Source organism: Rhodococcus pyridinivorans (assembly GCF_900105195.1).
Taxonomy (GTDB): domain Bacteria; phylum Actinomycetota; class Actinomycetes; order Mycobacteriales; family Mycobacteriaceae; genus Rhodococcus; species Rhodococcus pyridinivorans.
In genome coordinates this window covers 518,264-544,033 of sequence record NZ_FNRX01000002.1, presented here as the reverse complement: position 1 = coordinate 544,033, position 25,770 = coordinate 518,264, and the positions used below count along the sequence as shown (strand labels likewise).

Annotated in this window: 24 protein-coding genes and 1 pseudogene; 16 read left to right on the top strand and 9 right to left on the bottom strand. The window is 68.1% G+C overall.

Annotation, left to right across the window (positions count from 1 at the left end):
• Positions 1-6 precede the first annotated feature (6 nt).
• From BLV31_RS03225 to BLV31_RS03205, 5 genes are read right to left on the bottom strand one after another with little or no spacing between them, the layout of a single operon-like run.
• The gene (locus tag BLV31_RS03225; protein WP_064060045.1) at positions 7-828 is read right to left on the bottom strand and encodes an HpcH/HpaI aldolase/citrate lyase family protein; all 822 of its coding nucleotides are present in this window, start codon (positions 826-828) and stop codon (positions 7-9) included.
• Positions 825-1,319 carry a MaoC family dehydratase gene (locus tag BLV31_RS03220; protein ID WP_019290589.1) on the bottom strand — a complete coding sequence of 165 codons (495 nt, stop codon included), beginning with the start codon at positions 1,317-1,319 and terminating at the stop codon, positions 825-827. Before BLV31_RS03220 ends, BLV31_RS03225 begins: the two co-directional genes overlap by 4 nt.
• Positions 1,316-2,479 carry an acyl-CoA dehydrogenase family protein gene (locus BLV31_RS03215; RefSeq protein WP_024102433.1) on the bottom strand — a complete coding sequence of 388 codons (1,164 nt, stop codon included), beginning with the start codon at positions 2,477-2,479 and terminating at the stop codon, positions 1,316-1,318. The genes BLV31_RS03220 and BLV31_RS03215 overlap by 4 nt, the downstream gene beginning before the upstream one ends.
• Positions 2,479-4,482: an acetyl-CoA carboxylase biotin carboxylase subunit gene (locus tag BLV31_RS03210; RefSeq protein WP_064060046.1), complete on the bottom strand. Its 2,004-nt coding sequence runs from the start codon at positions 4,480-4,482 to the stop codon at positions 2,479-2,481. The genes BLV31_RS03215 and BLV31_RS03210 overlap by 1 nt, the downstream gene beginning before the upstream one ends.
• A gap of 8 nt (positions 4,483-4,490) precedes the next feature.
• A complete protein-coding gene (locus BLV31_RS03205) occupies positions 4,491-6,110 on the bottom strand; it encodes a carboxyl transferase domain-containing protein (protein ID WP_064256805.1) in 1,620 nt (539 codons plus the stop codon).
• An 89-nt stretch (positions 6,111-6,199) separates the two neighbouring features.
• On the opposite strand from BLV31_RS03205, the gene BLV31_RS03200 reads away from it, so the two are divergent.
• Together BLV31_RS03200 and BLV31_RS03195 are read left to right on the top strand one after the other, a co-directional pair.
• Positions 6,200-6,859 carry an SACE_7040 family transcriptional regulator gene (locus BLV31_RS03200; protein WP_019290585.1) on the top strand — a complete coding sequence of 220 codons (660 nt, stop codon included), beginning with the start codon at positions 6,200-6,202 and terminating at the stop codon, positions 6,857-6,859.
• Positions 6,856-7,626: a thioesterase family protein gene (locus BLV31_RS03195; RefSeq protein WP_064062035.1), complete on the top strand. Its 771-nt coding sequence runs from the start codon at positions 6,856-6,858 to the stop codon at positions 7,624-7,626. Before BLV31_RS03200 ends, BLV31_RS03195 begins: the two co-directional genes overlap by 4 nt.
• A gap of 71 nt (positions 7,627-7,697) precedes the next feature.
• Here the strand turns inward: BLV31_RS03195 and BLV31_RS03190 are convergent, their stop codons facing one another.
• Entirely contained in the window at positions 7,698-8,570 is an 873-nt protein-coding gene (locus BLV31_RS03190) for an LLM class F420-dependent oxidoreductase (protein ID WP_198387744.1), read from the bottom strand.
• Positions 8,571-8,834: 264 nt separating this feature from the next.
• Between BLV31_RS03190 and BLV31_RS03185 the strand changes: the two genes are divergently transcribed.
• The 3 genes from BLV31_RS03185 (at position 8,835) to BLV31_RS03175 (ending at position 12,537) form a co-directional block, all read left to right on the top strand.
• Positions 8,835-10,475, top strand: coding sequence for a sensor histidine kinase (locus BLV31_RS03185; RefSeq protein WP_064062037.1), 1,641 nt, complete (start codon positions 8,835-8,837; stop codon positions 10,473-10,475).
• A complete protein-coding gene (locus BLV31_RS03180) occupies positions 10,472-10,936 on the top strand; it encodes a response regulator (RefSeq protein WP_006550760.1) in 465 nt (154 codons plus the stop codon). The genes BLV31_RS03185 and BLV31_RS03180 overlap by 4 nt, the downstream gene beginning before the upstream one ends.
• A 419-nt stretch (positions 10,937-11,355) precedes the next feature.
• Positions 11,356-12,537, top strand: coding sequence for a zinc-dependent alcohol dehydrogenase (locus BLV31_RS03175; RefSeq protein WP_019290580.1), 1,182 nt, complete (start codon positions 11,356-11,358; stop codon positions 12,535-12,537).
• A 56-nt stretch (positions 12,538-12,593) separates the two neighbouring features.
• On the opposite strand, the gene BLV31_RS03170 is transcribed toward BLV31_RS03175, so the two are convergent.
• Positions 12,594-13,019, bottom strand: a complete 426-nt coding sequence (locus BLV31_RS03170; RefSeq protein ID WP_019290579.1) for an Hsp20/alpha crystallin family protein — start codon at positions 13,017-13,019, stop codon at positions 12,594-12,596.
• A 157-nt stretch (positions 13,020-13,176) separates the two neighbouring features.
• Here BLV31_RS03170 and BLV31_RS03165 point away from each other — a divergent pair, with 157 nt between their 5' ends.
• The 6 genes from BLV31_RS03165 to BLV31_RS03145 all read left to right on the top strand — a co-directional run bounded on the left by BLV31_RS03165 (position 13,177) and on the right by BLV31_RS03145 (position 17,275).
• Complete coding sequence (locus BLV31_RS03165) at positions 13,177-13,506, top strand: MerR family transcriptional regulator (protein WP_006550764.1); 330 nt, start codon at positions 13,177-13,179, stop codon at positions 13,504-13,506.
• A 125-nt stretch (positions 13,507-13,631) separates the two neighbouring features.
• Positions 13,632-13,796 (top strand): hypothetical protein, encoded by a 165-nt coding sequence (locus BLV31_RS24920; RefSeq protein WP_153811622.1) that lies wholly within the window; start codon positions 13,632-13,634, stop codon positions 13,794-13,796.
• A gap of 72 nt (positions 13,797-13,868) precedes the next feature.
• Positions 13,869-14,081 (top strand): hypothetical protein, encoded by a 213-nt coding sequence (locus tag BLV31_RS03160; protein WP_019290577.1) that lies wholly within the window; start codon positions 13,869-13,871, stop codon positions 14,079-14,081.
• Positions 14,082-14,137: 56 nt separating this feature from the next.
• On the top strand, positions 14,138-15,031 hold the full coding sequence (locus BLV31_RS03155; protein WP_006550765.1) for an AAA family ATPase: 894 nt from the start codon (positions 14,138-14,140) through the stop codon (positions 15,029-15,031).
• Positions 15,028-16,140, top strand: a complete 1,113-nt coding sequence (locus BLV31_RS03150; RefSeq protein WP_064062038.1) for a vWA domain-containing protein — start codon at positions 15,028-15,030, stop codon at positions 16,138-16,140. Before BLV31_RS03155 ends, BLV31_RS03150 begins: the two co-directional genes overlap by 4 nt.
• Entirely contained in the window at positions 16,133-17,275 is a 1,143-nt protein-coding gene (locus BLV31_RS03145) for an XdhC family protein (RefSeq protein WP_006550767.1), read from the top strand. Before BLV31_RS03150 ends, BLV31_RS03145 begins: the two co-directional genes overlap by 8 nt.
• On the opposite strand, the pseudogene BLV31_RS03140 reads toward BLV31_RS03145, so the two are convergent.
• Positions 17,263-17,581, bottom strand: a pseudogene (locus tag BLV31_RS03140) (SDR family oxidoreductase); the annotation flags it as partial. The gene BLV31_RS03145 and the pseudogene BLV31_RS03140 sit on opposite strands and share 13 nt — an antisense overlap.
• A 172-nt stretch (positions 17,582-17,753) precedes the next feature.
• Between BLV31_RS03140 and BLV31_RS03135 the strand changes: the two are divergent.
• Genes BLV31_RS03135 through BLV31_RS03120 form a run of 4 tightly spaced genes read left to right on the top strand, consistent with a single transcriptional unit; the run spans position 17,754 to position 22,408 of the window.
• Positions 17,754-18,242 carry a (2Fe-2S)-binding protein gene (locus tag BLV31_RS03135; protein WP_064062040.1) on the top strand — a complete coding sequence of 163 codons (489 nt, stop codon included), beginning with the start codon at positions 17,754-17,756 and terminating at the stop codon, positions 18,240-18,242.
• A gap of 2 nt (positions 18,243-18,244) precedes the next feature.
• Positions 18,245-20,644, top strand: coding sequence for a xanthine dehydrogenase family protein molybdopterin-binding subunit (locus BLV31_RS03130; RefSeq protein ID WP_064062041.1), 2,400 nt, complete (start codon positions 18,245-18,247; stop codon positions 20,642-20,644).
• On the top strand, positions 20,641-21,495 hold the full coding sequence (locus BLV31_RS03125; protein WP_064062042.1) for an FAD binding domain-containing protein: 855 nt from the start codon (positions 20,641-20,643) through the stop codon (positions 21,493-21,495). Before BLV31_RS03130 ends, BLV31_RS03125 begins: the two co-directional genes overlap by 4 nt.
• 55 nt (positions 21,496-21,550) lie before the next feature.
• Positions 21,551-22,408: an SRPBCC family protein gene (locus BLV31_RS03120; protein WP_072740459.1), complete on the top strand. Its 858-nt coding sequence runs from the start codon at positions 21,551-21,553 to the stop codon at positions 22,406-22,408.
• Between the two features lie 71 nt (positions 22,409-22,479).
• Here the strand turns inward: BLV31_RS03120 and BLV31_RS03115 are convergent, their stop codons facing one another.
• Positions 22,480-23,403, bottom strand: a complete 924-nt coding sequence (locus BLV31_RS03115; protein ID WP_006550773.1) for a LysR family transcriptional regulator — start codon at positions 23,401-23,403, stop codon at positions 22,480-22,482.
• A gap of 287 nt (positions 23,404-23,690) precedes the next feature.
• On the opposite strand from BLV31_RS03115, the gene BLV31_RS03110 reads away from it, so the two are divergent.
• Positions 23,691-25,766: a sensor histidine kinase gene (locus BLV31_RS03110; RefSeq protein ID WP_064060719.1), complete on the top strand. Its 2,076-nt coding sequence runs from the start codon at positions 23,691-23,693 to the stop codon at positions 25,764-25,766.
• The last annotated feature ends 4 nt before the right edge of the window (positions 25,767-25,770 follow it).

The following is a 25,770-nucleotide window of genomic DNA, read 5'->3' as shown; positions in this document are numbered from 1 at the left end:
ACGCGGTCATGCCGAGGCGGCGGCCGACGCGCGCTGCAGCACGCGCTCGGCGTGACGCAGCACCGGGGCGTCGACCATCTTCCCTTCGAAATCGAAGACGCCGCGTTCCGATTCGGCGGCCTCGAGAACGCGCCGCGCCCACGCCTCCTCCTCGGGGGTGGGCGCGTATGCCCGGCGGACGACGTCGACCTGGCTGGGATGGATCGACACCTTGATGTCGAATCCGACCGCCACGGCGTCGAGCGCCTCCTCGTACAGGCCGTCGGTGTCCTTGATGTTCAGGTACACCGAGTCGAGCGCCCAGCGGGCGTGACCCTTCGCGGCGAGCAGGGTCACCGACCGGGCGTGTTGCGCGACCGCGCGGTACGTCCCGTCGGCGTGACGGCTCGCGTTGCCACCGAGTCCGGCGACGAGATCCTCGGCACCCCACATCATTCCGAGGGTGTTCTCGGCGACGGCGATGTCCTCCACCGCGAGCACCCCGAGGGGCGACTCGATGAGCGCGACCACCTCGAGCGGTGCGAGCGAGCGCACCTCGTCGCCGCTCTCGCACTTGGGCAGCATGACCCGCGTGTACGACGTGCGGCGCAGTGCCTCGAGATCGGCCTCGTGGTCGGCCGTGCCCACCGGGTTGACCCGCACCACGGTGCGTTCGGGGTCGAGCGGAGTGGCGATCAGCGCCTCACGGGCCGCCGGCTTGTCGGCCGGCGCGACGGCATCCTCGAGGTCGATGATCACCACGTCGGAACGTTCGGCGGCCTTGGCGTAGCGCTCCGGACGATCGGCGGGACAGAAAAGCCATGCGGGGCCGGGGAGTTCCCAGGTCATGTCGTGGGCCTCTTCTGGACCAGGGTCTTGCGCACGGCGACGGCGACGACATCGCCGTGCTGGTTGCGACCGGTGTGTTCGAGGGTGACGATGCCCTCCCCCGGCCGGCTCTTCGACTCGCGCTTGTCGACGATCTTCGTCTCGGCGTAGAGCGTGTCGCCGTGGAACAACGGCTTGGGGAAGGAGATCTCGGAGAACCCGAGATTCGCGACGATCGTGCCCTGCGTGAGCTGGGCGACCGACAGTCCCACGAGCGTCGAGAGCGTGAACATCGAATTGACCAGACGCTCACCGAAACTCGTCTCGGCAGCGTATGCGGCGTCGAGGTGTAGCGCCTGCGTGTTCATCGTCTGCGTCGTGAACAGCGTGTTGTCGGCCTCGGTGATCGTCCGGCCGGGGCGGTGCTCGTAGATCGCGCCGAGTTCGAACTCCTCGAACCACAGGCCACGCTGGACGATCCGCTTCTCCACGGTGGTGTCGGTCTCGCTCACAGTCCCAGCTCCCGTCCGATGAGCATGAGCTGCACCTCGGTGGTGCCCTCACCGATCTCGAGGATCTTGCTGTCGCGGTAGTGGCGCGCCACGGCGTACTCGTTCATGAAGCCGTAGCCACCGTGGATCTGCGTCGCGTCGCGCGCGTTGTCCATCGCGGCCTCGGACGCGACGAGCTTGGCGACGGCGGCCTGCTTCTTGAACGGCTTGCCGGCGAGCATCGCGGCGGCGGCGTCGTAGTAGGCGGTGCGCGCGGCGTGCGCACGTGCCTCCATGCGGGCGATCTTGAAGGCGATGGCCTGGTTGTTGCCGATCGGGCTGCCGAACGCCTCGCGCTCCTTGGCGTACTTCACCGATTCGTCGACGCAGCCCTGCGCGGCGCCGGTCGACAGCGCGGCGATGGCGATGCGGCCCTCGTCGAGGATGCGCAGGAAGTTGGCGTAGCCGCGGCCCCGCTCGCCGAGGAGGTTCTCCTCGGGCACCCGCACGTCGGCGAAGGTGAGCGGATGCGTGTCGGAGGCGTTCCAGCCGACCTTGTTGTAGGCGGGTTCGGCGGTGAAGCCCGGCGTGGAGGTCGGCACGAGGATCGTGGAGATCTCCTTCTTGCCGTTCTCCCGCACATCGGTGACGGCGGTGACGGTCACGAGCGAGGTGATGTCGGTGCCGGAGTTGGTGATGAACTGCTTGTTGCCGTTGATGATCCACTCGCCGTTCTCGAGCTTGGCGGTGGTCTTGGTGCCTCCGGCGTCGCTGCCCGCACCCGGCTCGGTGAGCCCGAAGGCCGCGAGGTTGCGGCCGCTCGCGAGCTGCGGCAGCCACTCCTGCTTCTGCTTCTCGTTGCCGAAGCGGTAGATCGGCATCGCGCCGAGCGAGACACCGGCCTCGAGGGTGATGGCGACGGACTGGTCGACCTTGCCGAGTTCCTCGAGCGCGAGGCACAGCGCGAAGTAGTCGCCGCCCATGCCGCCGTACTCCTCGGGGAACGGCAGGCCGAACAGGCCCATCTCGGCCATGCCCTGCACGACCTCGTAGGGGAACGAGTGCTCGGCGTCGTGCTTGGCGGCGACCGGCGCGACCACCGTGCGGGCGAAGTCGGCGACCGTCTTGCGAAGCTGCTCGTACTCGTCGGGAAGTTGGCCCGTGGCCAGGTATTCCGTCATCACTTTGTCTCTTCCGTGTCGGCGTGCGGGGTGATTCGCACGAGAAGTTGATCGACCTTGACCTGCTCACCGGCTGCCGCGAACAGTTCGACGGTGCCGTCGATGGGGGCGGTGAGCGAATGTTCCATCTTCATGGCCTCGACGACGACGAGCGTCTGCCCGGCCGTGACGGTGTCGCCGGGGGCGACGGACACCGCGATGACGGCGCCGGGCATCGGGCTCGTGATGTCGGCGTCGCCGGCGTGGGCGTCGTCGCCGCGCACCGACGCCTCGCGCACCTCGCGGACGGCGACGCTGCCGTGACCGTCGGAAAGCCAGACCGCACCGTCGGATTCGCCGACGCGGTAGCTGTGACGCCGGCCGTCGAGCACGACCGCCAGAGCGGAGCCGTGCAGCACGGCGCTGAACCGGTAGGTCTCGCCGTCCTCGACCTCGGCGACACCGGCCGCCGGAGTTCCGGTCAGGCGCACATGTGCGGTGCGGTCGCCGGAGGTGAGCCGCGACGTGACGGGCCGGTGGGCACCGACGCGCCATCCGTCGGGCACCGCCCACGGATCGGTGGTGTCGCCCGCCCAGCGGTCGAGCCACCGCAGGATGGCCGCGGCGACGAGCGTGGAATCGGCGGTCGTGGGGGCGGTGTAGTCGCCGACCCGGCGGTCGAGGAGTCCGGTGTCGAGCGCACCGGCCACGACGTCGTCGTCGGCGAGCAGGAACCGCACGAAGTCGACGTTGGTGACGACGCCGAGCACGGCGGTCTGTGCGAGCGCCCGGTCGAGGCGGCGCAGCGCTCCGGCGCGGTCGTCGGCGTGGGCGATGACCTTGGCGAGCATCGGGTCGTAGTCGCTGCCGACCACGGTGCCGGCGCGGATGCCGGAGTCGACGCGCACGCCGGGGCCGGAAGGTTCCACGACATCGGCGATCTCGCCGCCGGTCGGGAGGAAGCCGCGGGCCGGATCCTCGGCGTAGACGCGGGCCTCGATCGCGTGGCCGGTGAGGGTGATGTCGTCCTGGGTGAAGCCGAGCGGCTCACCCGCGGCGATGCGCACCTGCCACTCGACGAGGTCGAGGCCGGTGACCATCTCGGTGACCGGATGCTCGACCTGCAGCCGGGTGTTCATCTCCATGAAGAAGAACTCGTCGGGCTTGTCGGCGGAGACGATGAACTCGACGGTGCCGGCGCCGGTGTAGTCGACGCTGCGCGCGGTGTTGCACGCGGCCTCACCGATGCGGGCGCGGGTGGCCTCGTCGAGCAGCGGCGAGGGCGCTTCCTCGATGACCTTCTGGTGCCGCCGCTGGAGACTGCACTCGCGCTCGCCGAGGTGGACGACGTTGCCGTGCGCGTCGGCGAGGACCTGGACCTCGATGTGCCGGGGGCGCTGGACGAACCGTTCGAGGAAGAGGGTGTCGTCACCGAACGCCGACGCTGCTTCGCGGCGGGCGGATTCGAGCGCGGCGGGCAGATCCTTCGGGTCCTCGACGAGGCGCATGCCCTTGCCGCCACCGCCGGCGGACGGCTTGACGAGCACGGGATAGCCGACTTCCTCGGCGCCCGTGATCAGTTCGTCGTCGCTCAGTCCGGGCCGGGAGATGCCGGGCACGACGGGAACGCCGAACTCCGACACCGCGGCCTTGGCGGTGATCTTGTCGCCCATGGTCTCGATGGCGTGGGCGGACGGGCCGAGGAAGGCGATACCGGCAGTGGCGCACGCGGCGGCGAAAGCCGAATTCTCCGAAAGGAATCCGTAGCCGGGATGGATGCCCTGTGCACCGGTGGCGAGCGCCGCGTCGATGACCTTGTCGATCACCAGATAGCTCTCGCGCGCCGCGGCGGGTCCGAGCAGCACCGCGGTGTCGGCCTCCTGCACGTGCCGGGCGTCGCGGTCGGCCTCGCTGAACACGGCGACCGAGCGGATGCCCATCGCCTTCAGGGTGCGGATGACGCGCACCGCGATCTCACCGCGGTTGGCGACCAACACCGTGTCGATCCGAGTCGTATCAGTCATGGGTGCACTCACATCCGGAAGACGCCGTAGGAGACCGGCTCGAGCGGGGCGTTGGCGCACACCGACAGTGCCAGTCCGAGAACTTTTCTGGTGTCTGCGGGATCGATGATGCCGTCGTCCCACAGGCGCGCGGTCGAGTAGTAGGGATTGCCCTGTTCCTCGTACTGGGCGCGGATCGGAGCCTTGAACTCCTCCTCCTGCTCGGCCGTCCAGGGCTTGCCCGAGGCATCGAGCTGGTCGGAGCGCACCGTGGCCAGCACCGAGGCGGCCTGCTCGCCACCCATGACGGAGATGCGGGCGTTGGGCCACATCCACAGGAAGCGAGGCGAATACGCGCGACCGCACATCGAGTAGTTGCCGGCGCCGTACGAGCCGCCGATGACGACGGTCAGCTTCGGCACCCGCGCGCACGCGACCGCGGTGACCATCTTCGCGCCGTGCTTGGCGATGCCGCCGGCCTCGTAGTCGCGGCCGACCATGAAGCCGGAGATGTTCTGCAGGAACACCAGCGGGATCGAGCGCTTGTCGCACAGTTCGATGAAATGCGCTCCCTTGACGGCGGATTCGCCGAAGAGAACGCCGTTGTTCGCGATGATGCCGACCGGGTGGCCGTGGATGCGTGCGAAGCCGGTGACGAGAGTCTTGCCGTATTCGGCCTTGAACTCGTGGAAGCTGCTGGATCCATGGCCGTCACCGCCGGCGCCGTCGACCACACGGTCGATGACCTCGTGCACGTCGTAGGGGATGCGCGAGTCGGTGGGCACCACGTCGTACAGCTCGGTGGGGTCGGCCTCGGGTTCGACGGTGGGTTCGACGTCCCACGGACGCGGGTTGCGCGGACCGAAGGTGGAGACGATGTCTCGCACGATGCGCAGCGCGTCGCGGTCGTCCTCGGCCAGGTGGTCGGTGACGCCGGAGACCTTCGAGTGCAGGTCGCCGCCGCCGAGCTCTTCGGCGGTGACGACCTCGCCGGTCGCGGCCTTCACCAGCGGCGGGCCACCGAGGAAGATGGTGCCCTGGTTGCGGACGATGACGGCCTCGTCGCTCATGGCGGGGACGTAGGCGCCGCCGGCGGTGCACGAGCCCATGACCGCGGCGATCTGCGGAATCCCCTTGGCGCTCATGGTGGCCTGGTTGTAGAAGATGCGGCCGAAGTGCTCGCGGTCGGGGAAGACCTCGTCCTGCCGCGGCAGGAAGGCGCCACCGGAGTCGACGAGGTACAGGCACGGCAGGTTGTTCTGCAACGCGACTTCCTGCGCCCGCAGGTGCTTCTTGACCGTGATCGGGTAGTAGGTGCCCCCCTTGACGGTGGCGTCGTTCGCGACGATCACGCACTCGCGGCCGGCGACGCGGCCGATGCCGGCGATCATGCCGGCGCCGGGGCACTCGTCGTCGTACATGCCGTCGGCGGCGAGGGGCGACAGTTCGAGGAACGGGCTGCCCGTGTCGAGCAGTTCGTCCACGCGGTCGCGGGGAAGCAGCTTGCCGCGGGCGACATGCCGCTCCCGGGCTTTCTCGCTGCCACCCAGGGCTGCGGCAGCGAGCTTGTCTCGGAGCTCTCCGACCAGCTGTTCGTGCTGGTCGCGGCTGGTTGTCGAGGCCGTCTCAGCGGTTGTCACGGACACCATCCTCGGTAGATCGACTAATCGCCATTAACTGAAATCTAGGTTAGTTATGATTAACCGAGTTGTCCAGACCACACCGAGCGGAGATTTTCATGACCGAGTCCGCGATCGACGTCTCGACCGCATCGGGACGCCCGACGCGGCGTAGCCTCGCCAAGGCGGAACGCCGACGGGACCTCCTGCGTGCCGCGGCGCACCTGATCGCCGAACGCGGATTCCCCGGGGTCCGCCTCGAGGATCTCGGTGCGGCCGTGGGGATCAGCGGTCCCGCTGTGTACCGACACTTCCCCAACAAGGACGCCCTGCTCGTCGAGATCCTCGTCGAGATCAGCCGCCGCCTCCTCGCAGGTGGCACGCAGGTCGCCGAGACGACGCCCGACCCGCGCGACGCCCTCGAGGGCCTGGTCGACTTCCATCTCGACTTCGCGCTGGGCGAGCCCGATCTCATCCGCGTGCAGGACCGCGAGTTCACGTCCCTCCCCGACGAGGGGCAGCGGGAGGTGAGGGTGACCCAGCGTCGCTACGTCGAGATCTGGGTCGAAGCCCTGCGCCGCATCGACCCCGCACTGCCCGAATCCGATGCGCGCACGATGGCGCACGCGACCTTCGGACTCATCAACTCGACACCGCACAGCGCCGACCCGCGTTCCCCCGAAGGCACCCGCGCGGTGCTGCGACGCATGGCACTGGCAGCTCTCGCCGCGACCCCCTCGGCTCTCGCGGCAGAGCCGTCACGAACGGAGACCGCATGAGCTACTTCGAACGACTCGGCCCGACCTCCTTCCGCGCCACCGAACATGTCGGTGGGGCGTGGAACGAGGCGGAGCAGCACATCGCTCCCGCTCTCGGGCTGATCGCCCACGTCGTCGAATGCGACCGCGACGCGCGGCGCGACGACGACCTCACGATCGGACGCCTGTCGTACGACATCCTCGGCACCGTGCCCGTCGGTCCCGTCGTCACGACGGTCGAGGTCCTGCGGCCCGGACGCACCATCGAACTCGTGGAAGCGACCCTCGCCTACGACGGGCGCGCGATCGTGCGTGCGCGCGCGTGGCTGATGCAGACCCGTCCCACCGCGGAGATCGCCGGCACCACGCTGCAGCCGATTCCGACGCCCGAGGACTGCGAACCCTGGGACCCGACGACGCTGTGGCCGGGAGGATTCATCGACTCGGTGGAGGTGCGCCGCGTCTCGACCGCACCCGGACGGGCCTCGTTCTGGGTGCGCACCGGTCTCCCGCTCGTGGAGGGCGAGAAGGTCAGCGATCTCGCCGCCACGGCCGGCCTGTTCGACATCGCCAACGGCATGGCGGTGCGTGCCGATCCGAGAACGATCGCCTTCCCCAACGTCGACCTGACCGCGCACCTGTTCGCCGAACCCCGCGGTGAATGGGTCGGCTTCGATACGTCGGTCTCGTTCGGCGCCGACGGCGTCGGCCTGACGAGCACGGTGCTGCACGATGCGACCGGACCGATCGGCACGATGTCCCAGATCCTCACGGTGCGGCCGATCTGAGCGGCCACACCGATCCGGTGACCTCGGGGTTCGGTGACCTCGGGGTTCGGTGACCTCGGGGTTCGGTGGCCTCAGCTCAGCAGCGCGGACGCGAGCTGCCGGTAGCCCTCGCTCGGGAAGGTGAACGGATCCGCGGTGAGCACCTGGATGGCGACCTCGTCGGCACCGGCGGCGTAGTGCTTCTCGATGCCGGCGACGACGCTGTCGAGATCGCCCCACGGGATGAGCACGTCCATCAGGCCGTCGCTGCCACCGTCGGCGAGGTCCTCGTCGGTATACCCGAGACGACGCAGGTTGTTCGAGTAGTTCGGCAGCGCGAGATAACCGCGCATGTACTCGCGGGCGATGTAACGCGCAACGGTCTCGTCGGTTTCGAGGACGACGGCCACCTCGGGCGCGAGCAACGGCTCCGAGCCGAGGGCCTCACGCGCAACCGCCGTGTGCGCGGGCGGAACGAAGTACGGATGGGCTCCTGCCGCGCGCTCGGCGGACAGCTTCAGCATGCGCGGGCCGAGCGCCGCGAGGACCCTGCGATCGGTGGGCACCGGCGTCGACGCCACATCGAGGCCGTCGAGGTACTCGACCATCCGGCTGTAGGGCTTGGTGTAGCTGGTGTTCTCCCGCGCGTCGACGACGGGAGCGTGACTCGTTCCGACGCCCAGCAGGAAACGACCGGGATACCGCGACTCCAGATCGGCGACCGCAGCCGCCGTGGTCTCCGGGTCGGCGTGCCAGATGCTGATGATGCCGCTCGCCAGCTCGAGCGTCGTCGTCGCCGCGAGCAGTTCACCGTAGACGGAGGGGAAGCCGTCCTTGAATCCGCCGGACGTCCACAACCGGGAGTACCCGAGCTCCTCCAGTTCGCGGGCTGCATCGAGCGCCTGCTCGCGAACCTTCCGACTGAGCCAGAACGCGCCACCCCACACACTCACTCGTCGTGTCATGCGACCGACCCTAGTCGCGTTCCGGCACTCGGTGCAGCCGGTTCGGCCCGTGGCCGGATCGGAACGGCTCCACCGGTCGGCTACAGTTCGCATTCGGGTTCAACAGACAGCCCGTCCATACGTGTGTTCGCAGACCGACAGGTTCGGGACCGCACCGCCGTCGGGATTCGTCGCCCGTAGGCGCGAATCGGGCACGGGCCGGGAAGCTGGGGTGGATGTGATCGGTATCGTGCGTTCCGCCGAGGTCGGAGCGACGGTGCGGCGATGAGGGATCCTTCGGTTCCCGAACCGCGCATCGAGCGGTTCTCGTCGCGGCTGGTCGTGCAGAGCTGGTTCCAGGTCGCGTTCGCGGTCCTCGCGGTCTTCGCCGTCCTCGGCTCGATCGTGGGCGGAATCTTCATCCAGCGCACCGTGCAGATCACCGACGAGGTGACCGGGCGGATCCAGCCCGCGATGACGGAGTCCTACCGGCTGCAGAGCTCATTGCTCGATCAGCAGACCGCGGTCCGCGGGTATGCGCTCACAACCGACCCGATCTTCCTCGGGCCGTATCGCGCCGGCCGAGCCGATCAGCAGGTCGCCCTCGATCGCCTCCGTGAACTCCTCGCCGACCATCCCGAGCTCCTCGCCGACATCGACTCCATCGACGCCACCGCCCGGCAGTGGCAGACGCAATATGCAGAGCCGATCATCGCCACAGTCGTGCCCGGGCAGCCGCGCCCCGTCGATGCGAACCTGGCAGAGGAGGACCGGCTGACCTTCGGTGAGATCCGGTCGATGTTCGTCCAGGAGAACAGCGCGCTCTCCCGTGTGCTCGAAGAGAACCTCGACGATCTCGTGCAGTCCCGGACGATCCGCAACTCGGTCCTGATCGCCATGGTGATCGCGTTCATCCTCACCGGCCTCGCGATGGTGGCCCTCGTCCACAATCTCGTCGCCGTGCCGCTCAGCAAACTCCGCAACGCCAGTCGCCGGGTCGCGCTGGAGGAGAACTTCTACCAGCACATATACCCCCAGGGACCGAAGGACATCCGGGCACTCGCCCTGGACGTCGAGACGATGCGCGGTCGTATCGCGGACGCGTTGGCGGACTCCCGGAAGCAGCAGACCCTGCTCGCGAAACAGACCGAGGATCTCGATTCCCAGGCCGAGGAACTCCGCCGCTCGAACACCGAACTCGAGCAGTTCGCCTACGTCGCATCGCACGACCTGCAGGAACCGCTGCGGAAGGTCGCGTCCTTCTGCCAGCTGCTCGAGAAGCGGTACGGCGACGTCCTCGACGATCGTGGACGACAGTACGTCGAATACGCCGTGGACGGCGCGAAACGGATGCAGGTGCTGATCAGCGATCTGCTCGCCTTCTCCCGGGTCGGACGCGTCCACGACGCCTACGTCCGGGTCGACCTCGGCCGACCGCTCGAGAAGGCGTTGTTCAACCTCTCCGCCTCCATCGAGGAGTCACAGGCGCAGATCGAACGCCCCGACGACCTCCCCGAGCTCACCGGCGACCCCACTCTGCTGACGATGCTGTGGCAGAACCTGGTCGGCAACGCCATCAAGTTCCGCCATCCCGATCGCACCCCGGTGATCAGGATCGAGTGCGAAAAGGCCGAGGACGAGTCGGACGGTCCGCGGTGGCACTTCTGCGTCACCGACAACGGCATCGGGATCGACAGCGAGTACGCCGAGAAGGTGTTCGTCATCTTCCAGCGGCTGCATCCTCGCGACGATTACCAGGGCACCGGTATCGGACTGGCGCTGAGCAAGAAAATCGTCGAGTATCACGCGGGAAGAATCTGGATCGACACCGAGTACGGCGATACTCATACCGAGGGCACTCGAATCTGCTTCACCCTCGGAACCGCATCACGCCCCGTCGAGCAGAAGCAGGGGACAACGTCATGAGGAGCACGATCGTGACCTATCCCGCTGCCCGACCGGTGGACGTCCTGTTGGTCGAGGACGATCCCGGCGACGAGCTGATGACCCGTGAAGCATTCGAGGACAACAAGATCGGCAACGCCCTACACGTCGTCCGCGACGGGGCGGAAGCACTCGACTTCCTGTACCGCCGGGGCGACCACGAGGGTGCGCCGCGCCCGGATCTGATCCTGCTCGACCTGAACCTGCCGAAGTACGATGGCCGGCAGGTGCTGACGAAGATCAAGTCCGATCCGGAACTGTCCGACATCCCGATCGTGGTGCTCACGACCTCGTCGGCCGAGGAGGACATTCTCCGCAGCTACAAGCTGCACGCCAATGCGTACGTCACCAAGCCGGTCGATCTCGACCAGTTCATCGGTGCCGTGAAGCAGATCGACGAATTCTTCGTGCAGGTCGTGCGGCTACCGCGTCGCGGACGCTGACGAGAAGCTCCGCGGGGCGGCTCGGGCCGAACCGTCAGGACAGGATGCCGAAGATCGCGACCACGAAGATGATCACGATCACCGCGACGGCGAGCAGCGTGAGCCACCCGCTGATGGGGAATCCTCGAGATCCGGGGTGCGCGAAGGTTCGGGATCCTGGCTTCCGTGGTGTTCGGGGTCCGAAGTGGTCACCTGACCTCCTTCTGTGCGGCTGCGCTCCCGCAAGAGCGGCCACAGACATGTGTCGCGGTGATTCGATTCTGTGGCGACATACCTCTCCTCCGGCACGCGCAAACATGTGCGGCGCGGCAGGGACCCGCTCGCGGGCAGCGTTTGCCCGCGCCGAGCGGGGGTAGGCATCGAGGGACACGTGCCGGGCACGGCCCGACATTCCTGCACCCGAGGAACCGAGGAGCGACATGAAGGCAGTGACATGGCAAGGGCGCCGCAACGTGAGCGTCGATACGGTGCCCGATCCGACGATCCAGGAGGCCGGTGACGCCGTCATCCGCGTCACCACCACCAACATCTGCGGCTCCGACCTGCACCTGTACGAGGTGTTGGGAGCCTTCATGACTCCCGGCGACATTCTCGGTCACGAACCGATGGGCATCGTCGAGGAGGTCGGCTCCGGCGTCACGAAGCTGAAGCCCGGCGACCGGGTGGTGATCCCCTTCCAGGTGTGTTGCGGCCAGTGCTTCATGTGTTCCCACGGCCTGCATTCGCAGTGCGAGACCACGCAGGTCCGTGAGGAGGGCACCGGCGCCGCACTGTTCGGCTACTCGAAGCTCTACGGCAGCGTGCCCGGCGGGCAGGCCGAATATCTGCGCGTCCCCCATGCCGACGCCACCCACATCAAGGTCCCGGAAGGGCCGGCCGACGACCGTTTCGTCTACCTTTCCGACGTGCTGCCCACCGCGTGGCAGGCCGTCGAGTACGCGGAGATCCCCGACGGCGGAAGTGTCACGGTGCTCGGCCTCGGCCCCATCGGAGAGATGGCCGCCCGCATCGCGGTGCACAAGGGTGCCCGCGTGATCGGCGTGGACATGGTCCCCGAGCGACTGGCCCGCGCGGCCTCCCGCGGCATCGAGGTCGTCGATCTGCGCGAGGTCGACAACAATCCCGGCGACATGATCCGTGACATGACGAACGGGCGCGGCACCGATTCGGTGATCGACGCCGTGGGTATGGAGGCGCACGGCTCGCCCGTCGCGAAGCTCGCCCAGAGTGCCGCCGGCTTCCTGCCGTCGGCGATCGCCGAGCCGTTCATGGAGAAGGCCGGAGTGGACCGTCTCCACGCGCTGTACACCGCGATCGACGTCGTGCGGCGTGGTGGCGCGATCTCGTTGAGCGGTGTGTACGGCGGGGCGGCGGATCCGATGCCGATGCTCACCCTGTTCGACAAGCAGATCCGTCTCCACATGGGTCAGGCCAACGTGTTGAACTGGGTCCCGGAGATCCTGCCGCTGCTGACCGACGAGGATCCGCTGGGGGTCGACGACTTCGCGACCCACCGCCTCCCGCTCGACGACGCACCGCACGCGTACGAGATCTTCCAGAAGAAGCAGGACGGCGCCATCAAGATCTGCCTGAAACCGTAGTGGACGCAGCCGAACCGGGCCCGGGAATCATCCCGGGCCCGGTTCGCCTTAGCGGTTCACTTCTCGATCGCGGCCTGGCCGTTCGTCTCCGCGTCGATCACCGAGATCTTGCGGGGCTTCGCCTTCTCTGCGACCGGAATCGTCACGCGTAGAACACCACCGCGGTACTGCGCTTCGATCCGATCGGTGTCGAGGGTGTCACCGAGGAACAGCCTACGAGTGAAGATGCCTCGCGGCCTCTCGGTCGAGACGAATTCCTTGTCCCGGTCGACTTCCGGACGTTCCGCGCGCACGGTGAGCACGTTGCGTTCGACATCGAGGTCGATCGAGTCGGCGTCGACGCCCGGGAGATCGAACTCGGCGACGAAACGGTCGCCTTCTCGCCATGCATCGAGCGGCATCACCGCGGGCCGTGCCATGGTGCCGAGCACCTGCTGCGTGAAGCGATCGATATCGCGGAAGGGGTCGGTGCGCATCAACATCGGTCTGTCACCTCCGACTGTCCGGCCGTTCGTGACGGCCACACTTTGTTGATTATCTGTGTCCGTAGACACAGATTTATTATGGACCTGTGATAAGGTTCGGTCAAGTCGCGGGTGACCGCAGCGCGACCCGAGAAGACCGACTCCGGAGGAAACGATGACGCCAGATCCGTTACGCGCCCGGCGCGGGGTCTACGGCATCTCGGTGGCCGCCGAACTGTCGGGACTCGACCCGCAGACCTTGCGCCTGTACGAACGCCGAGGGCTGCTGAACCCCGCACGCACAGCGGGTGGGACGCGTCGCTACAGCGACAACGATCTCGAGATCGTCCAACGGATCGTCGAACTGGTGGGCTCCGGAATCAATATCGCCGGAATCGCCCGGATCCTCGAACTCGAGGCGAACAACGCGGCCCTCAAGGAGGACAACGACCGTCTGCGCTCCACCCTGGACAGCAGACCCCCTCCCCCGCCGCATACTTCCTAGACCTCCTCTACCTGTGCAAACAGCAGAAAGACCGGGCCGGTTCAGTAGAACCGGGCTAAGATTCAAGAACGCCTCAGAGGTGCGTAGGAGTGCGTCCGCCAATGACGCACCGATAGCAATAAGGGGTGACCTCAGTGCGCAACGCACAGCACGATTCACCGAATACCGGACAGGGACAGCAGGACATGGCATCCCGGCCCAATCACATCGCAGACGACACGATCCGCTGGCCCGATCCGAGCCCGCTGGACGGATGGTGGGCCCGCGTCATGGGCAAGTCGGTTCCCTGAGAGGAACCGGCACGATCCGACCATTCCACGACATCGATTCGCGGATACCGAGTTGTTGATATCGAGGTGGACATGACGCCGCACCGCGACCCGATCTCCGGTGGCCGGTGGGTCTTCCGTTGCGACCATTGCGATCACTGCTACCGCACTGCGGCACAGAGCAAGCTGCAGGCAGAGCTCTATGCCCAGATGAACGGCTGGGCCATCCATCCCACGACGTTGTGCCCCGGATGCGCAACACTGTTCACCGGCGAGTTCGCGCCGCTCGCGCACGCCGACGGTTGATCCGATAGTTGTCGCAGTCGCCGGTCGGGAGGCGGGTGAGCATCTAGGCTCGCTTCATGACCGGCGACGCAACACGTATCGATTCACCCGAGAAACTCTCGGCTGCTCTCGAGACCACGGGATATCTCGCCGACGACGGACTGGCGACCGTCGTCTTCCTTGCGATGCGTATGGGCCGGCCGCTCTTCTGCGAAGGCGAACCCGGAACCGGGAAGACTTCGCTCGCAGCGGCTCTCGCTCAGGCCCTGGATCTGCCGATGGTCCGGTTGCAGTGCCACGAGGGCATCGACGCCTCGCAGGCCCTCTACGACTGGGATTTTCCCCGGCAGTTGCTCCATCTGCGCTCGCTCGAAGCGGCGAGCGACGGTGTGCTCGATGCGGACACCGCCGAGCGTTCCCTCTACACGGAGCGCTATCTCCTCGTCCGCCCGTTGCTGCAGGCGCTCACCGACTCACCGTGCGTGCTGCTCGTCGACGAAATCGACCGCGCCGACGACGAGTTCGAGGCCTTCCTACTCCAGTTGCTCGACGAGAACGCGGTGACGATCCCCGAATTGGGCGAGATCCGCGCGGAGGTCCCACCGCTGGTGGTGCTCACCTCCAATCGGACCCGCGAGGTGCACGACGCACTCAAGCGCCGCTGTCTGTACCACTGGGTGGAGCATCCCGATCTCGAACGCGAGGTCGCGATCCTGCAGCGGCGGCTGCCCGGTCTGGGGCACCCGCTCGCCGAGCAGATCGCCCGCGCGGTGCGCTCGTTCCGCGAACAGGACCTCCTGAAGCCACCGGGGATCGCCGAATCCCTCGACTGGGCGCGCGCACTGGTCGCCCTCGACCGCGACGTCCTCGACGCAGCGACCGCTGCGGCGACACTCGGTGCCGTACTGAAGTACCGCGAGGACATCGACCGGGTCACCCGCGCCGGACTCGACCTCTCGAGGGCCGGATGACGACCGCCCCCGGATCGGTCGCCGGGTTGGCCGGCTTCTGCCGCGCCCTCGCCGCCGCCGGTCTGCCCGTCGCCCTCGACGCCACCGCCACCTATCTCGACGCCCTCGCACACGTCGACGTCGGGGATCCCGTGCAGGTCTATTGGGCAGGCCGCGCCACGCTGTGCCGCACACCGGACGACACGGCCCGCTACGACGTGGTCTTCGTCCACTGGTTCGGCGACACCGTCCCCACCGGCTCGCGTACCCACGGGCAACGCACCCGCACCGCACGGATCGCCGCGCTGTCCCGCAGCGAGGGCGCCGAGGGCGATTCCGGTGACGACGCGCCACGCCTGCAGGTCGCGGCGGACGACACCGACGTCCTCCGGCACCGCGACGTGGCCGAATTGACGACCGCCGAACGCGCTCACCTCGCCGAACTGCTCGCGCGGTTGCAGCCCCGACCCCCGACGCGTCGGGGATTGCGGTCGAAGCCCTCCCGCCGCGGGCCGGTGGACCCGCGGCACACCCTGCGCGACATGCTGGCGGGCGGAGGCGAACCCGTCCGGCCGCGGCACCGGGCACGAGCGACGAGACCGCGCCGGGTGGTGTTGCTGATCGACGTGTCCGGCTCGATGAGTCCCTACGCCGACGCGCTCCTGCGGTTCGCGCACGTCGTCACGCGTGCCGCGCCGTCGTCCACCGAGGTGTTCTCCCTCGGCACGCGGCTGACCCGCCTGTCGCGTGCGCTGCGTGCCCGCGACCCGCAGATCGCGCTCGCCGGGGCCTCGCGTGCGGTACCGGACTGGGCGGGCGGGACACGTCTCGGCGACACGCTCGGCGCGTTCCTGGACCGCTGGGGGCGCAGAGGTTTCGCGCGCGGCGCGGTGGTGGTGATCTTCTCCGACGGCTGGGAGCGCGGCGACACCTCGCAGCTCGGGGAACGCATGGCGCAGCTGCATCGCCTCGCGCACCGCGTGCTGTGGGTGAACCCGCACGCCGGCGGCGCCGGATACGAACCGATCCAGTCGGGTATCTCCGCGGCCCTGCCGCACATCGATCGTCTGCTCGCGGGACACAGCCTTGCGACACTGGAAGAACTTCTCGAGGAGGTTCGGCGTGCGTGAAATTCTGGACGAGCTCGACCGGCGGTACCGGGACGGGGAGGCCGTCGCGGTAGGCACCGTGGTCTCGACTTTCCGTTCGGCGCCCCGGGGGCCGGGTGCATCGATGCTGGTCGCGCAGGACGGCACCGTCACCGGCAGCGTCTCGGGCGGGTGCGTCGAAGGCGACGTCTACGAACTCGGCCGGTCGGTCATCGACAGCGGGCAGCCGGTGCTGCAACGCTACGGGGTCTCCGACGACGACGCGTTCTCCGTCGGCCTGACCTGTGGCGGCATCATCGACGTCTTCGTCGAACGGATCGACGCCGCGTCCTTCCCCGCCTTCACCGACCTGCTCGACTCCGTCCGCGCGGGCGAACCCGTCGCGCTCGCGACCGTCACCGCCCATCCCGACCCGGCGTTACGGGGACGACGGATGGTCGTGTGGCGCGACCGCGCCGACGGACAGCTCGCCTCGTCCCGCATGTACGACGCCGTCGTCGACGACGCGCGCGGCCTGCTCGAGGTGGGACGCTCGGGCACCCTTCACTACGGCACCGACGGTGAGCGTCGCGGCGAGGGGATGTCGGTGTTCGTCAACGTCTTCCAGCCCCCGCCGCGGCTGATCGTGTTCGGGGCGATCGACTTCGCGTCGGCGATGGCCCGGCTCGGCTCGTTCCTGGGCTACACGGTGACGGTGTGCGACGCGCGCGGGGTGTTCGCCACCGAGGCCCGCTTCCCCGGCGCCCACGAGGTGATCGTCGACTGGCCGCACCGCTATCTCGCGGCCGAGGCCGAGGCCGGACGTGTGGACGCCCGCACCGTCATCACGGTACTCACCCACGACCCGAAGTTCGACGTGCCACTCCTCGAAGTCGCCCTACGGCTCGACGTGGCCTACGTCGGGGCGATGGGGTCGCGCCGCACACACGACGACCGGATGGAGCGTCTGCGGGAGACGGGACTGACCGAGGAGGAACTGGCGCGCCTGTCGTCGCCGATCGGTCTGGATCTCGGGGCCCGCACCCCGGAGGAGACCGCGGTGTCGATCGCCGCGGAGATCATCGCGCTGCGCTGGGGCGGGGGCGGCGGCCGCCTCGCGGAGACACGCGGACCGATCCACGCCCACGAGGAGCACATCGGCGCTCAGAAGTACTGAGCACCACCGTCGATCGCGAAGCTCTGGGCGGTGACGAAGACGGACTCGTCGGACGCGAGGCGACCATGTTCGCGATCTCGTCCGCCTCGGCCATGTACTTGTTCAGGAAGGGCATGGTCATGCCGCCGAGCCGGGGTTGCTCTCGGCGGTCTGGGCGATGCGGTCGCGCATCGAACCGGATCCCATCGGGGTGTTCACCGCGCCCGGGTGGATGCTGTCGACCCGGATGTCGTGCTGTCCGAGTTCGGCGGCGAAGGCCCGCGCCATCCCGACGAGGGCGTGCTTGCTGGTCGTGTAGTGCACCAGATGTTCCTTGGCGCCCTCCGCCTCGACCAGCCGGCGTGTCTCGTGACGATCCCGCCTCCGATCGACGCGAGCCCAAAGGCGATTTCGGCGATTCGGGTCCTTTCGACGCGCGATATGCAGCAGAGTGTCAGTGATCTGTATCACTGCGCTACGCGAGGCACTTGGAGGATCGATGCGCATCACTGTCACCGTAGACGGAACGCAGTACACGGACGACGTGGAACCGCGACTGCTTCTCGTCCACTACCTCAGAGATCGACTCGGGAAGGTGGGCACGGTGGTCGGCTGCGACACGAGCAACTGCGGCGCCTGCACCGTGTTGCTCGACGACCGCAGCGTCAAGTCGTGCTCGATGCTCGCGGTACAGGCCGACGGACACTCGGTCACCACCGTCGAAGGGCTCACCACGAACGGCAGCCTGCATCCGGTCCAGGAGGCGTTCCGCGAAAAGCACGCCCTGCAGTGCGGCTTCTGTACGCCTGGGATGATCATGGCGACCATCGACCTGCTCTCCGAGAACTCCGATCCGAGCGACGAGGACGTACGGCACGGTCTCGAAGGAAATCTGTGCCGCTGCACCGGATACCAGAACATCGTGGCCGCTGCGCGTGACGCCGCTCAGCGACTGCGCAAGAACCCGGCCGCCACGCAGGAGGTATGACGATGACGAGCACCGTGGATCCCACCACCGACGAGGGCACCGGCGAATCCGAACTCGGCCGGGCACGCCGCCGCAAGGAGGACGAGCACCTCATCACCGGCCGCACGCGCTGGACCGACAACATCGTGCTCCCTGGGATGCTGCACGCCGCGATCCTGCGCAGCCCGATCGCGCACGCCCGCATCACCGGACTCGACGTCTCCGAGGCCCGGGGCAAGCCGGGGGTCGTCGCCGTCTACACGGGCGCCGACCTCGCCGAGGAGCAGGGCAGCCTGCCGTGCGCGTGGCCGATCACCGAGGACATGAAGACCCCGAACGCCCCGGCCCTGGCCGTCGACACCGTGCGGTTCGCGGGTGAGGCCGTCGCAGTCGTGGTGGCCCGCAGCGCATACGAGGCCCACGATGCCCTCGACGCGATCGACGTCGACTACGAGGACCTGCCGGTCGTGCTCGATCTCGAGAGCGCGGCGCAGGACGGCGACCTCGTCCACCCCGATCTCGGCACCAACGTCAGCGCGACATGGGTGTTCGACTCCGCCGAGGCCGGCAGCGGCGGCAACGTCGAGGACGCGATCCGCGACGCGGAGGTGGTCGTCGAACGGACCTTCCGGCAGCAGCGGCTCATCCCGGCCTTCATGGAACCGCGATCGGTCGTCGTCGACCCCACCGCCTCGCAGATCACCATGTGGTCGGCGACCCAGGTCCCGCACGTGCTGAAGCTGATGCTCGCGATGACCCTCGGTCTCCCCGAGCACAAACTGCGCGTCATCGCCCCCGATGTGGGCGGTGGTTTCGGCGGCAAGCTGCAGGTCACGCCGGAGGAGGTGCTCACGCTCCTCATCGCGCGTCGCCTACACAAGCCCGTCAAGTACACCGAGACGCGCAGCGAGTCGATGCTCGCCGCGCACCACGGCCGCGACCAGGTCCAGAAGCTGACCCTCGCCGCGCGCCGCGACGGCACCGTCACGGGCCTGAAGGTGGAACTGCTCGCCGATATGGGCGCCTACCTGCGTCTCGTCACCCCGGGTGTGCCGATCCTCGGCGCGTTCATGTTCAACGGCATCTACAAGTTCGACTCGTACCGGTTCGCCTGCACCAACGTGTTCACCAACAAGGTGCCCACCGACGCCTACCGCGGCGCCGGACGCCCCGAGGCCACCTTCGCGATCGAACGCATCATGGACGAGCTCGCCGTCGAACTGTCCATGGATCCCCTCGAGCTCCGCGAGAAGAACTGGATCAAGCACGAGGAGTTCCCGTTCGACACCGTCGCGGGCCTGACCTACGACTCGGGCAACTACGAGGCCGCGACCGCCAAGGCCCGAGAGTTGTTCCACTACGACGCATTACGGCGCGAGCAGACCGAACGACGCGAGCGCAACGACCCGGTGCAGCTCGGTCTCGGTGTCTCCACGTTCACGGAGATGTGCGGCCTGGCCCCGTCGCGGGTGCTCGGTTCACTCTCCTACGGCGCCGGCGGCTGGGAGCACGCCGCGATCCGCATGCTCCCCACCGGCAAGGTGGAGGTCGTCACCGGTTCGTCCGCCCACGGTCAGGGCCACGAGACGGCGTGGAGCCAGATCGTCGCCGACCGGCTCGGAATCCCGTTCGAGGACATCGAGATCCTGCACGGCGATACGCAGAGTTCACCGCGCGGTCTCGACACCTACGGCTCCCGCTCGCTCGCCGTCGGCGGCATCGCGGTCGTGAAGGCCGCCGAGAAGGTGGTCGCCAAGGCCCGGCCGATCGCCGCACACCTGCTCGAATGTTCCGAGGACGATCTGGATTTCGAGGCAGGACAGTTCCGCGTCAAGGGCACCTCGAAGTCCGTCGGGCTCACCGACGTCGCGCTCGCGGTGTTCGCCGCGCACGACCTGCCCGACGGTGTCGAACCGAACCTCGACTCCGAGGCGACCTACGATCCCGACAACTTCTCGTTCCCGCACGGCACCCACCTGTGCGCCATCGAGGTCGACACCGAGACGGGGCACGCGCGGATCCGCAAGTACGTGTGCGTCGACGACGTCGGGCACGTCGTGAATCCGCTCATCGTCGAGGGTCAGGTGCACGGCGGACTCGCCCAGGGTATCGCCCAGGCCCTCTACGAGGAAGCGGTGCACGACGAGTCGGGCACGTTGCTGAGTTCGTCGTTCGCCGAGTATCTGCTACCCACCGCGGTGGATCTGCCGCCCTTCGTCACCGATCGCACCGACACTCCGGCACCCGGTAATCCGCTGGGTGTCAAGGGTGTCGGCGAGGCAGGAACCATCGCCTCCACCCCGGCCGTCGTCAACGCCGTACTCGACGCGGTCCGGCCGTTCGGCGTCACCGACGTCGAGATGCCCTGTACACCGATGCGGATCTGGCACGCGCTCCGCGACGCCCGAGGAGGCACGAAATGATACCGGCCCCGTTCGACTACGTCGCCCCGTCGAGCGTCGACGAAGCGGTCGCCGCGCTGACCGAGGCCGGTGAGGACGCGAAGGTCATCGCCGGTGGGCAGAGCCTCATGCCCGTCCTGCGCCTGCGGATGGCGGCACCGACCGTGCTCGTCGACCTCGGCAGGATCCCCGAACTGCGGGGCATCCGCGACGACGGCGACGCCCTGGTGATCGGCGCGACCACCACCCACCACGATGTGCTGCACGACCCGCTCGTCGCGGAGCACGCACGGTTGCTGGCCGAGGCGACGGCGACCGTCGCCGATCCCCAGATCCGGCACCGCGGCACGTTCGGCGGGTCGCTCGTGCACGCCGACCCGGCCGGGGATCTCGCGGCGCCTGCCGTGGCGCTCGAGGCGACCTTCACCGTGGCCGGTCCGTCCGGGCGTCGCACCATCGCGACGGACGACTTCTTCCAGGACTTCTTCACGACCGCGGTCGAGCCCGGAGAGATCCTCGTCGAGGTCCGGATTCCCAAGCGCACGGGCTGGTCTGCGCGCTACGAGAAGTTCCATCGCGCGGCCCAGCAGTGGTCCATCGTCGGGGTCGCTGCGACCCTACAGGCGTCCGGCGACACCATCGAACGGGCGAGGATCGCGCTTACTAACATGGCAGCCGTCCCGGTCCGGGCACGCGGCGTCGAGGAATCGCTGATCGGTAAGCCCGCGACGGCCGAGACGATCCGGGAGGCCGCCGAGCTCGCCACCGACGGCACGGCTCCCATGACCGACGGGAATGCCGACGCCGAGTATCGGAGCCACCTCGCCCGGGTACTCACCCGACGAGCGGTCACCACTGCCTCCGGGGTCTAGGCGTTTTCCACGCCGAACACCGAGATCCCGGACCACCTACGAACTTGAGGACCTCATGCAACTCGAACACACACTGTCCGTTCCCGCCCCGGTCGACGAGGTGTGGACCGCCCTGCTGAATCCGGAGAAGGTCGCGCCGTGCATGCCCGGTGCGACGCTCACCGGGGTCGACGGCGACACGTTCACCGGGACCGTCAAGGTGAAGCTCGGACCGGTGGCGCTCACGTTCAAGGGCACCGGCGTGTACGTCGAAAAGGACGAGACCGCCCGCCGGGCGGTCATCGAGGCCAATGCGAAGGACACCCGAGGCAACGGCACGGTGGCCGCGACCATCACCGTCACCCTCACCGGCGACGGCGACCGCACCGACGGCATCGTGAGCACCGACATGAAGATCACCGGCAAGCCCGCCCAGTTCGGGCGGGGGATGATCTCGGATGTCGGTCGGAAGATCCTCGAGCAGTTCGCGGACTGCCTGTCGAAGAAGCTCGGACCCGAAGCGACGGCCTCTTCTGTGTCCTCCTCCGCGGCGGCCACTGAGGCAGCCGAGTCGCAGCCCAACGAGTCCGTGCCGGCGAGCCCACCGCTCACCGCCTCGGGTTCGGGCGACGAGCCTGCCGGTGGAGCATTCGTCGGGTCCGGTGCCGGGGATGACGACTCCGCGCAGACGCGGCCGAACGAGTCGGTTCCACCCAGCCCGGTGAGCGCCTCACCGGCACCGGCGATGACCTCGACGCCTCCCACGCCATCGACGACTCCCTCCCCGGCAGCGCCCCCGCAGCCCGAGGCCGAACCGCTCGACCTCATGCAGTACGCGAAGGGATCGGTCGCGACGCGGGTCGCGCCGGTCGGAGTGGTCGCGATTCTCGTCGTGGTCATCGCGGTGATCCTCCAGCGTCGATCGGGACGCTGACCTCGTCGGATCCACTCGAACGCTGCGGATCGGACCCCGTCGAACGGGCCGGTCCGCAGCGTTCGTCGTCGTCAGCCTGCCTGTGCTGCGACGCGGCGACGCCCGATCGGGTCGAGCTGCGCACGGAGCCAGGCGTGCGCGGGATCCGCATCGCGCTCGGCGTGCCAGACCGCGAATTCGCGCAGGGGCGGCAACTGGAAGGTCGGTTCCAGGATGCGCAGGAACGCCATCTCGGCGAGGTGCCGGGCCAAGCGCTCGGGCAGGAACGTGACCATGCGGGTGTTCTCCAGGGCGTACGGAAGCACCGCGAGGTTGCCGCTGGTCGCGCCGACCTGGGCCACCGCCCCCGCACGCAGCAGAGCGCGGCCGAGGTTGGTGTCGTCGGAATACTGCGCGTAGGACAGCAACGGGTAGCGGCCGAGCACTTCGCGGGTGAGCTTGGTGCCGGTGTACGGGTGCCCGGACCAGACCGCCCCGACGAGTCTGTCGGTCAGCACGACCTGCCTCCGGCAGCTCTCGAACTCCGGGGATTCGAGCACGTGTTCCGGTAGCACCGCGAGATCGATCTCGAACCGGCGGAAGGCATCGAGACCGGCACCGTTGAACGGCAGCAGATCGAAACGGATGCCGGCCGGGGTGCTCCCCCGGACCAGCAGACGCAGGAGGGTGATCGCGGCGTAGTCGCCGGTCATGATGGTGAAGGTGCGTGAATCCGTCGCGGGATCGAAGCCGGGCGCAGCCAGTACCGAGCGCTCGAGGGTCCGCAGCACCTCGCGGAGCGGTTCGACGATCGCCTGGGCGCGCACGGTGGGACGCAGTGTGCGGCCGCTCTTCACGAGAAGCGGATCGTCGAATTGCTTGCGCAACCGGGCGAGAGCCGTACTCGTCGCCGGTTGCGACATGTTCAGTCGCCGCGCCGCGCGCGTGACATTGCGTTCGGAGAGCAGGACTTCGAGGACGACGAGCAGGTTGAGATCGACCCGTCGCAGATCCATGCGCCCCCCTGACATCGAAACCCGGCGGAACGGGAAATTCCGGCGGCATCGTAGCGCACGACCGTGATGTATACACAAGATCGAATACCAGCTATCGGACTTGGACGGCGATCTTGTGAGCGCAGCGAAGTACTACCTACTCTGACCCACGTCCTGACGGCAGCGAACCGTGATTCGCCCTGGCCCGAATTTCCAAGGCGAAGTTCTTTACTTGCCGAAGTCCAGTTTCGGCCGGCCGCCGACTCAGGCAGGTAGAGAGGCTCGGGGGGCGAAACGTTGTGAGTGTCATGAGGAAATTCCGGCAGTACACGCCGGACAACTGGCGTCTGTGGCGCAGGATGACCGCGGTCGTCGCCGTCCCCATCGTCGCAGCGACCCTGTACGGCTCGCTCCGCGTCTACGACCTCTACCAGGAGAACGACGCCTACAGCGCCGCCGCCGAGAACGTCTCCATCCTGCCGACCCTCGCCGACTACGCCACCAGTGTCACCGGCGCCGCGGCAGCGACGATCCTGTCACTGCCCGTCGACAACGGCGCCCAGGTCGCCCGCGAATCCGCCGCGACGCTGCGCGACCACATCGACGCGAAGGATCTCGATCCGCAGATCGCGGCGATGATCAACCGCATGCTCGCCGAGGGCGAGAGCCTGCTCGACAGCGCGTCGTCGGGAACCCTGGCGCCGACCGTGGCCAGCGAGCGCGCCGAAGGATTCGTCAGCCGCGCCCAGGCTGCCTACCGCGCCATCACCACCACCACGGACGACCCCACCGTCCAGCGCGAGAGCGCGACACTTCTCGACCTGTGGGACACCCAGTGGTCCCTGCTCGACCAGGTCCTCGCATACTCCGCGCTGAGCGCCGGAACCGACGGTGCCCTGCTCATGTGGAACAACGCCCTCGGTGTCGAGTCCGCGCGACTGGCCGTCCTCCGTGACACCTTCGTCGAGAACGAGACCGCCGACTCCTCCCGGGTCGACGGTCTGATGACTCAGCTCGAGAATCGCCGCAGCCTCACGGCCAACCTCGACAACGAAGCGGGCAACGTCGCCGCTCTGCGCGGGTCGCTCTTCGAGAGCCTCATGATCTACCAGGAAGAGGTCGCCGGTTCCGCGACCCGAGCCGTGGCCGCCCTCGACGACCTCGCGGCCGAAGCACGCACCGAAGCCCTCAAGAACGCCATCGGTGTCGCGATCATCCTCGCCCTCGCCCTCGCCCTGGCGATCGTGATCGCGATGTCGCTCGTCCGGCCGTTGCGCCGACTGCGCGACGACACCCTGCGCACCGCCGAACAGGATCTGCCCGCCGCACTCGCTGCGATCAAGGACGGCGCCGAGATCGAATCCGTCACACTGGATCCGATCCGCGTCTACACCCGCGAGGAGATCGGCGAGGTGGCGCGCGCCGTCGACAGCATGAACGATGGTGCCCTACGTCTGGCCGGCGAGCAGGCCCAGCTGCGCCGGCAGGTCAACGAGATGCTCGAAACGCTCGCCCGCCGCAACAAGACGCTCGTGGAACAGCAACTGGCGCTGATCGATTCGCTCGAACACGAAGAGCGCGACCCGACGCGTCTGCAGAACCTGTTCGCGCTCGACCACCTCGCCGCCCGCATGCGGCGCACGGGCGACTCGCTGCTCGTCCTCGCCGGTACCCGCCAGCGCCTCGGCCGCGTCCCCGACACACCGCTCGTCGACGTCCTGCGCGCATCCCTCTCGCAGGTCGAGAACTACCAGCGCGTGAACATCGGAAATGCGCCGGACGGCAATCTGGTCGGCAGCGCCGTCACCGACGTCGTCCACATGATCGCCGAGCTCCTCGACAACGCACTGCGCGCCTCACCGCCCGAGAGCACCGTGGCGTTCGCGTTCTCCCGCGCCGTCGACGGCGGCCTCCTCCTCGAGATCGCCGACCGTGGAATCAGTATTCCCGCAGATGAACTCGCCGACATCAACATGCGGCTGGGTTCGGACGGCGAAGCCGGATCCGGCGCCGCACGGCGAATGGGTCTGTTCGTAGTCGCGCGCCTCGCCGATCGTCACGACATCACGGTGCGTCTGCGTCCGACCTTCGACTCGTCCACCAATGCCGGCATCACTGCGAGCATCTACCTGCCGACCAGCCTGCTCAAGGGAACCGGCAGGAACCACGACGATCCGTACCGGATCGATCGGCCGCGCCGCCTGCCCGATCCCCCATCGGAGTACGGCGAGCAGCTCCACGCCGACCCGGCATCCGGATCGCAGCCGGTGGTCGGAAGCCGTCACTCGGCACCCACCCCCGCTCTCGCGACGCCCGGGACGAGTCCGGGTATCCGGCGCGGACAGCTGCACGAACGATGGGTTCCCCGCGGCGCGGGACAGTAGGCGA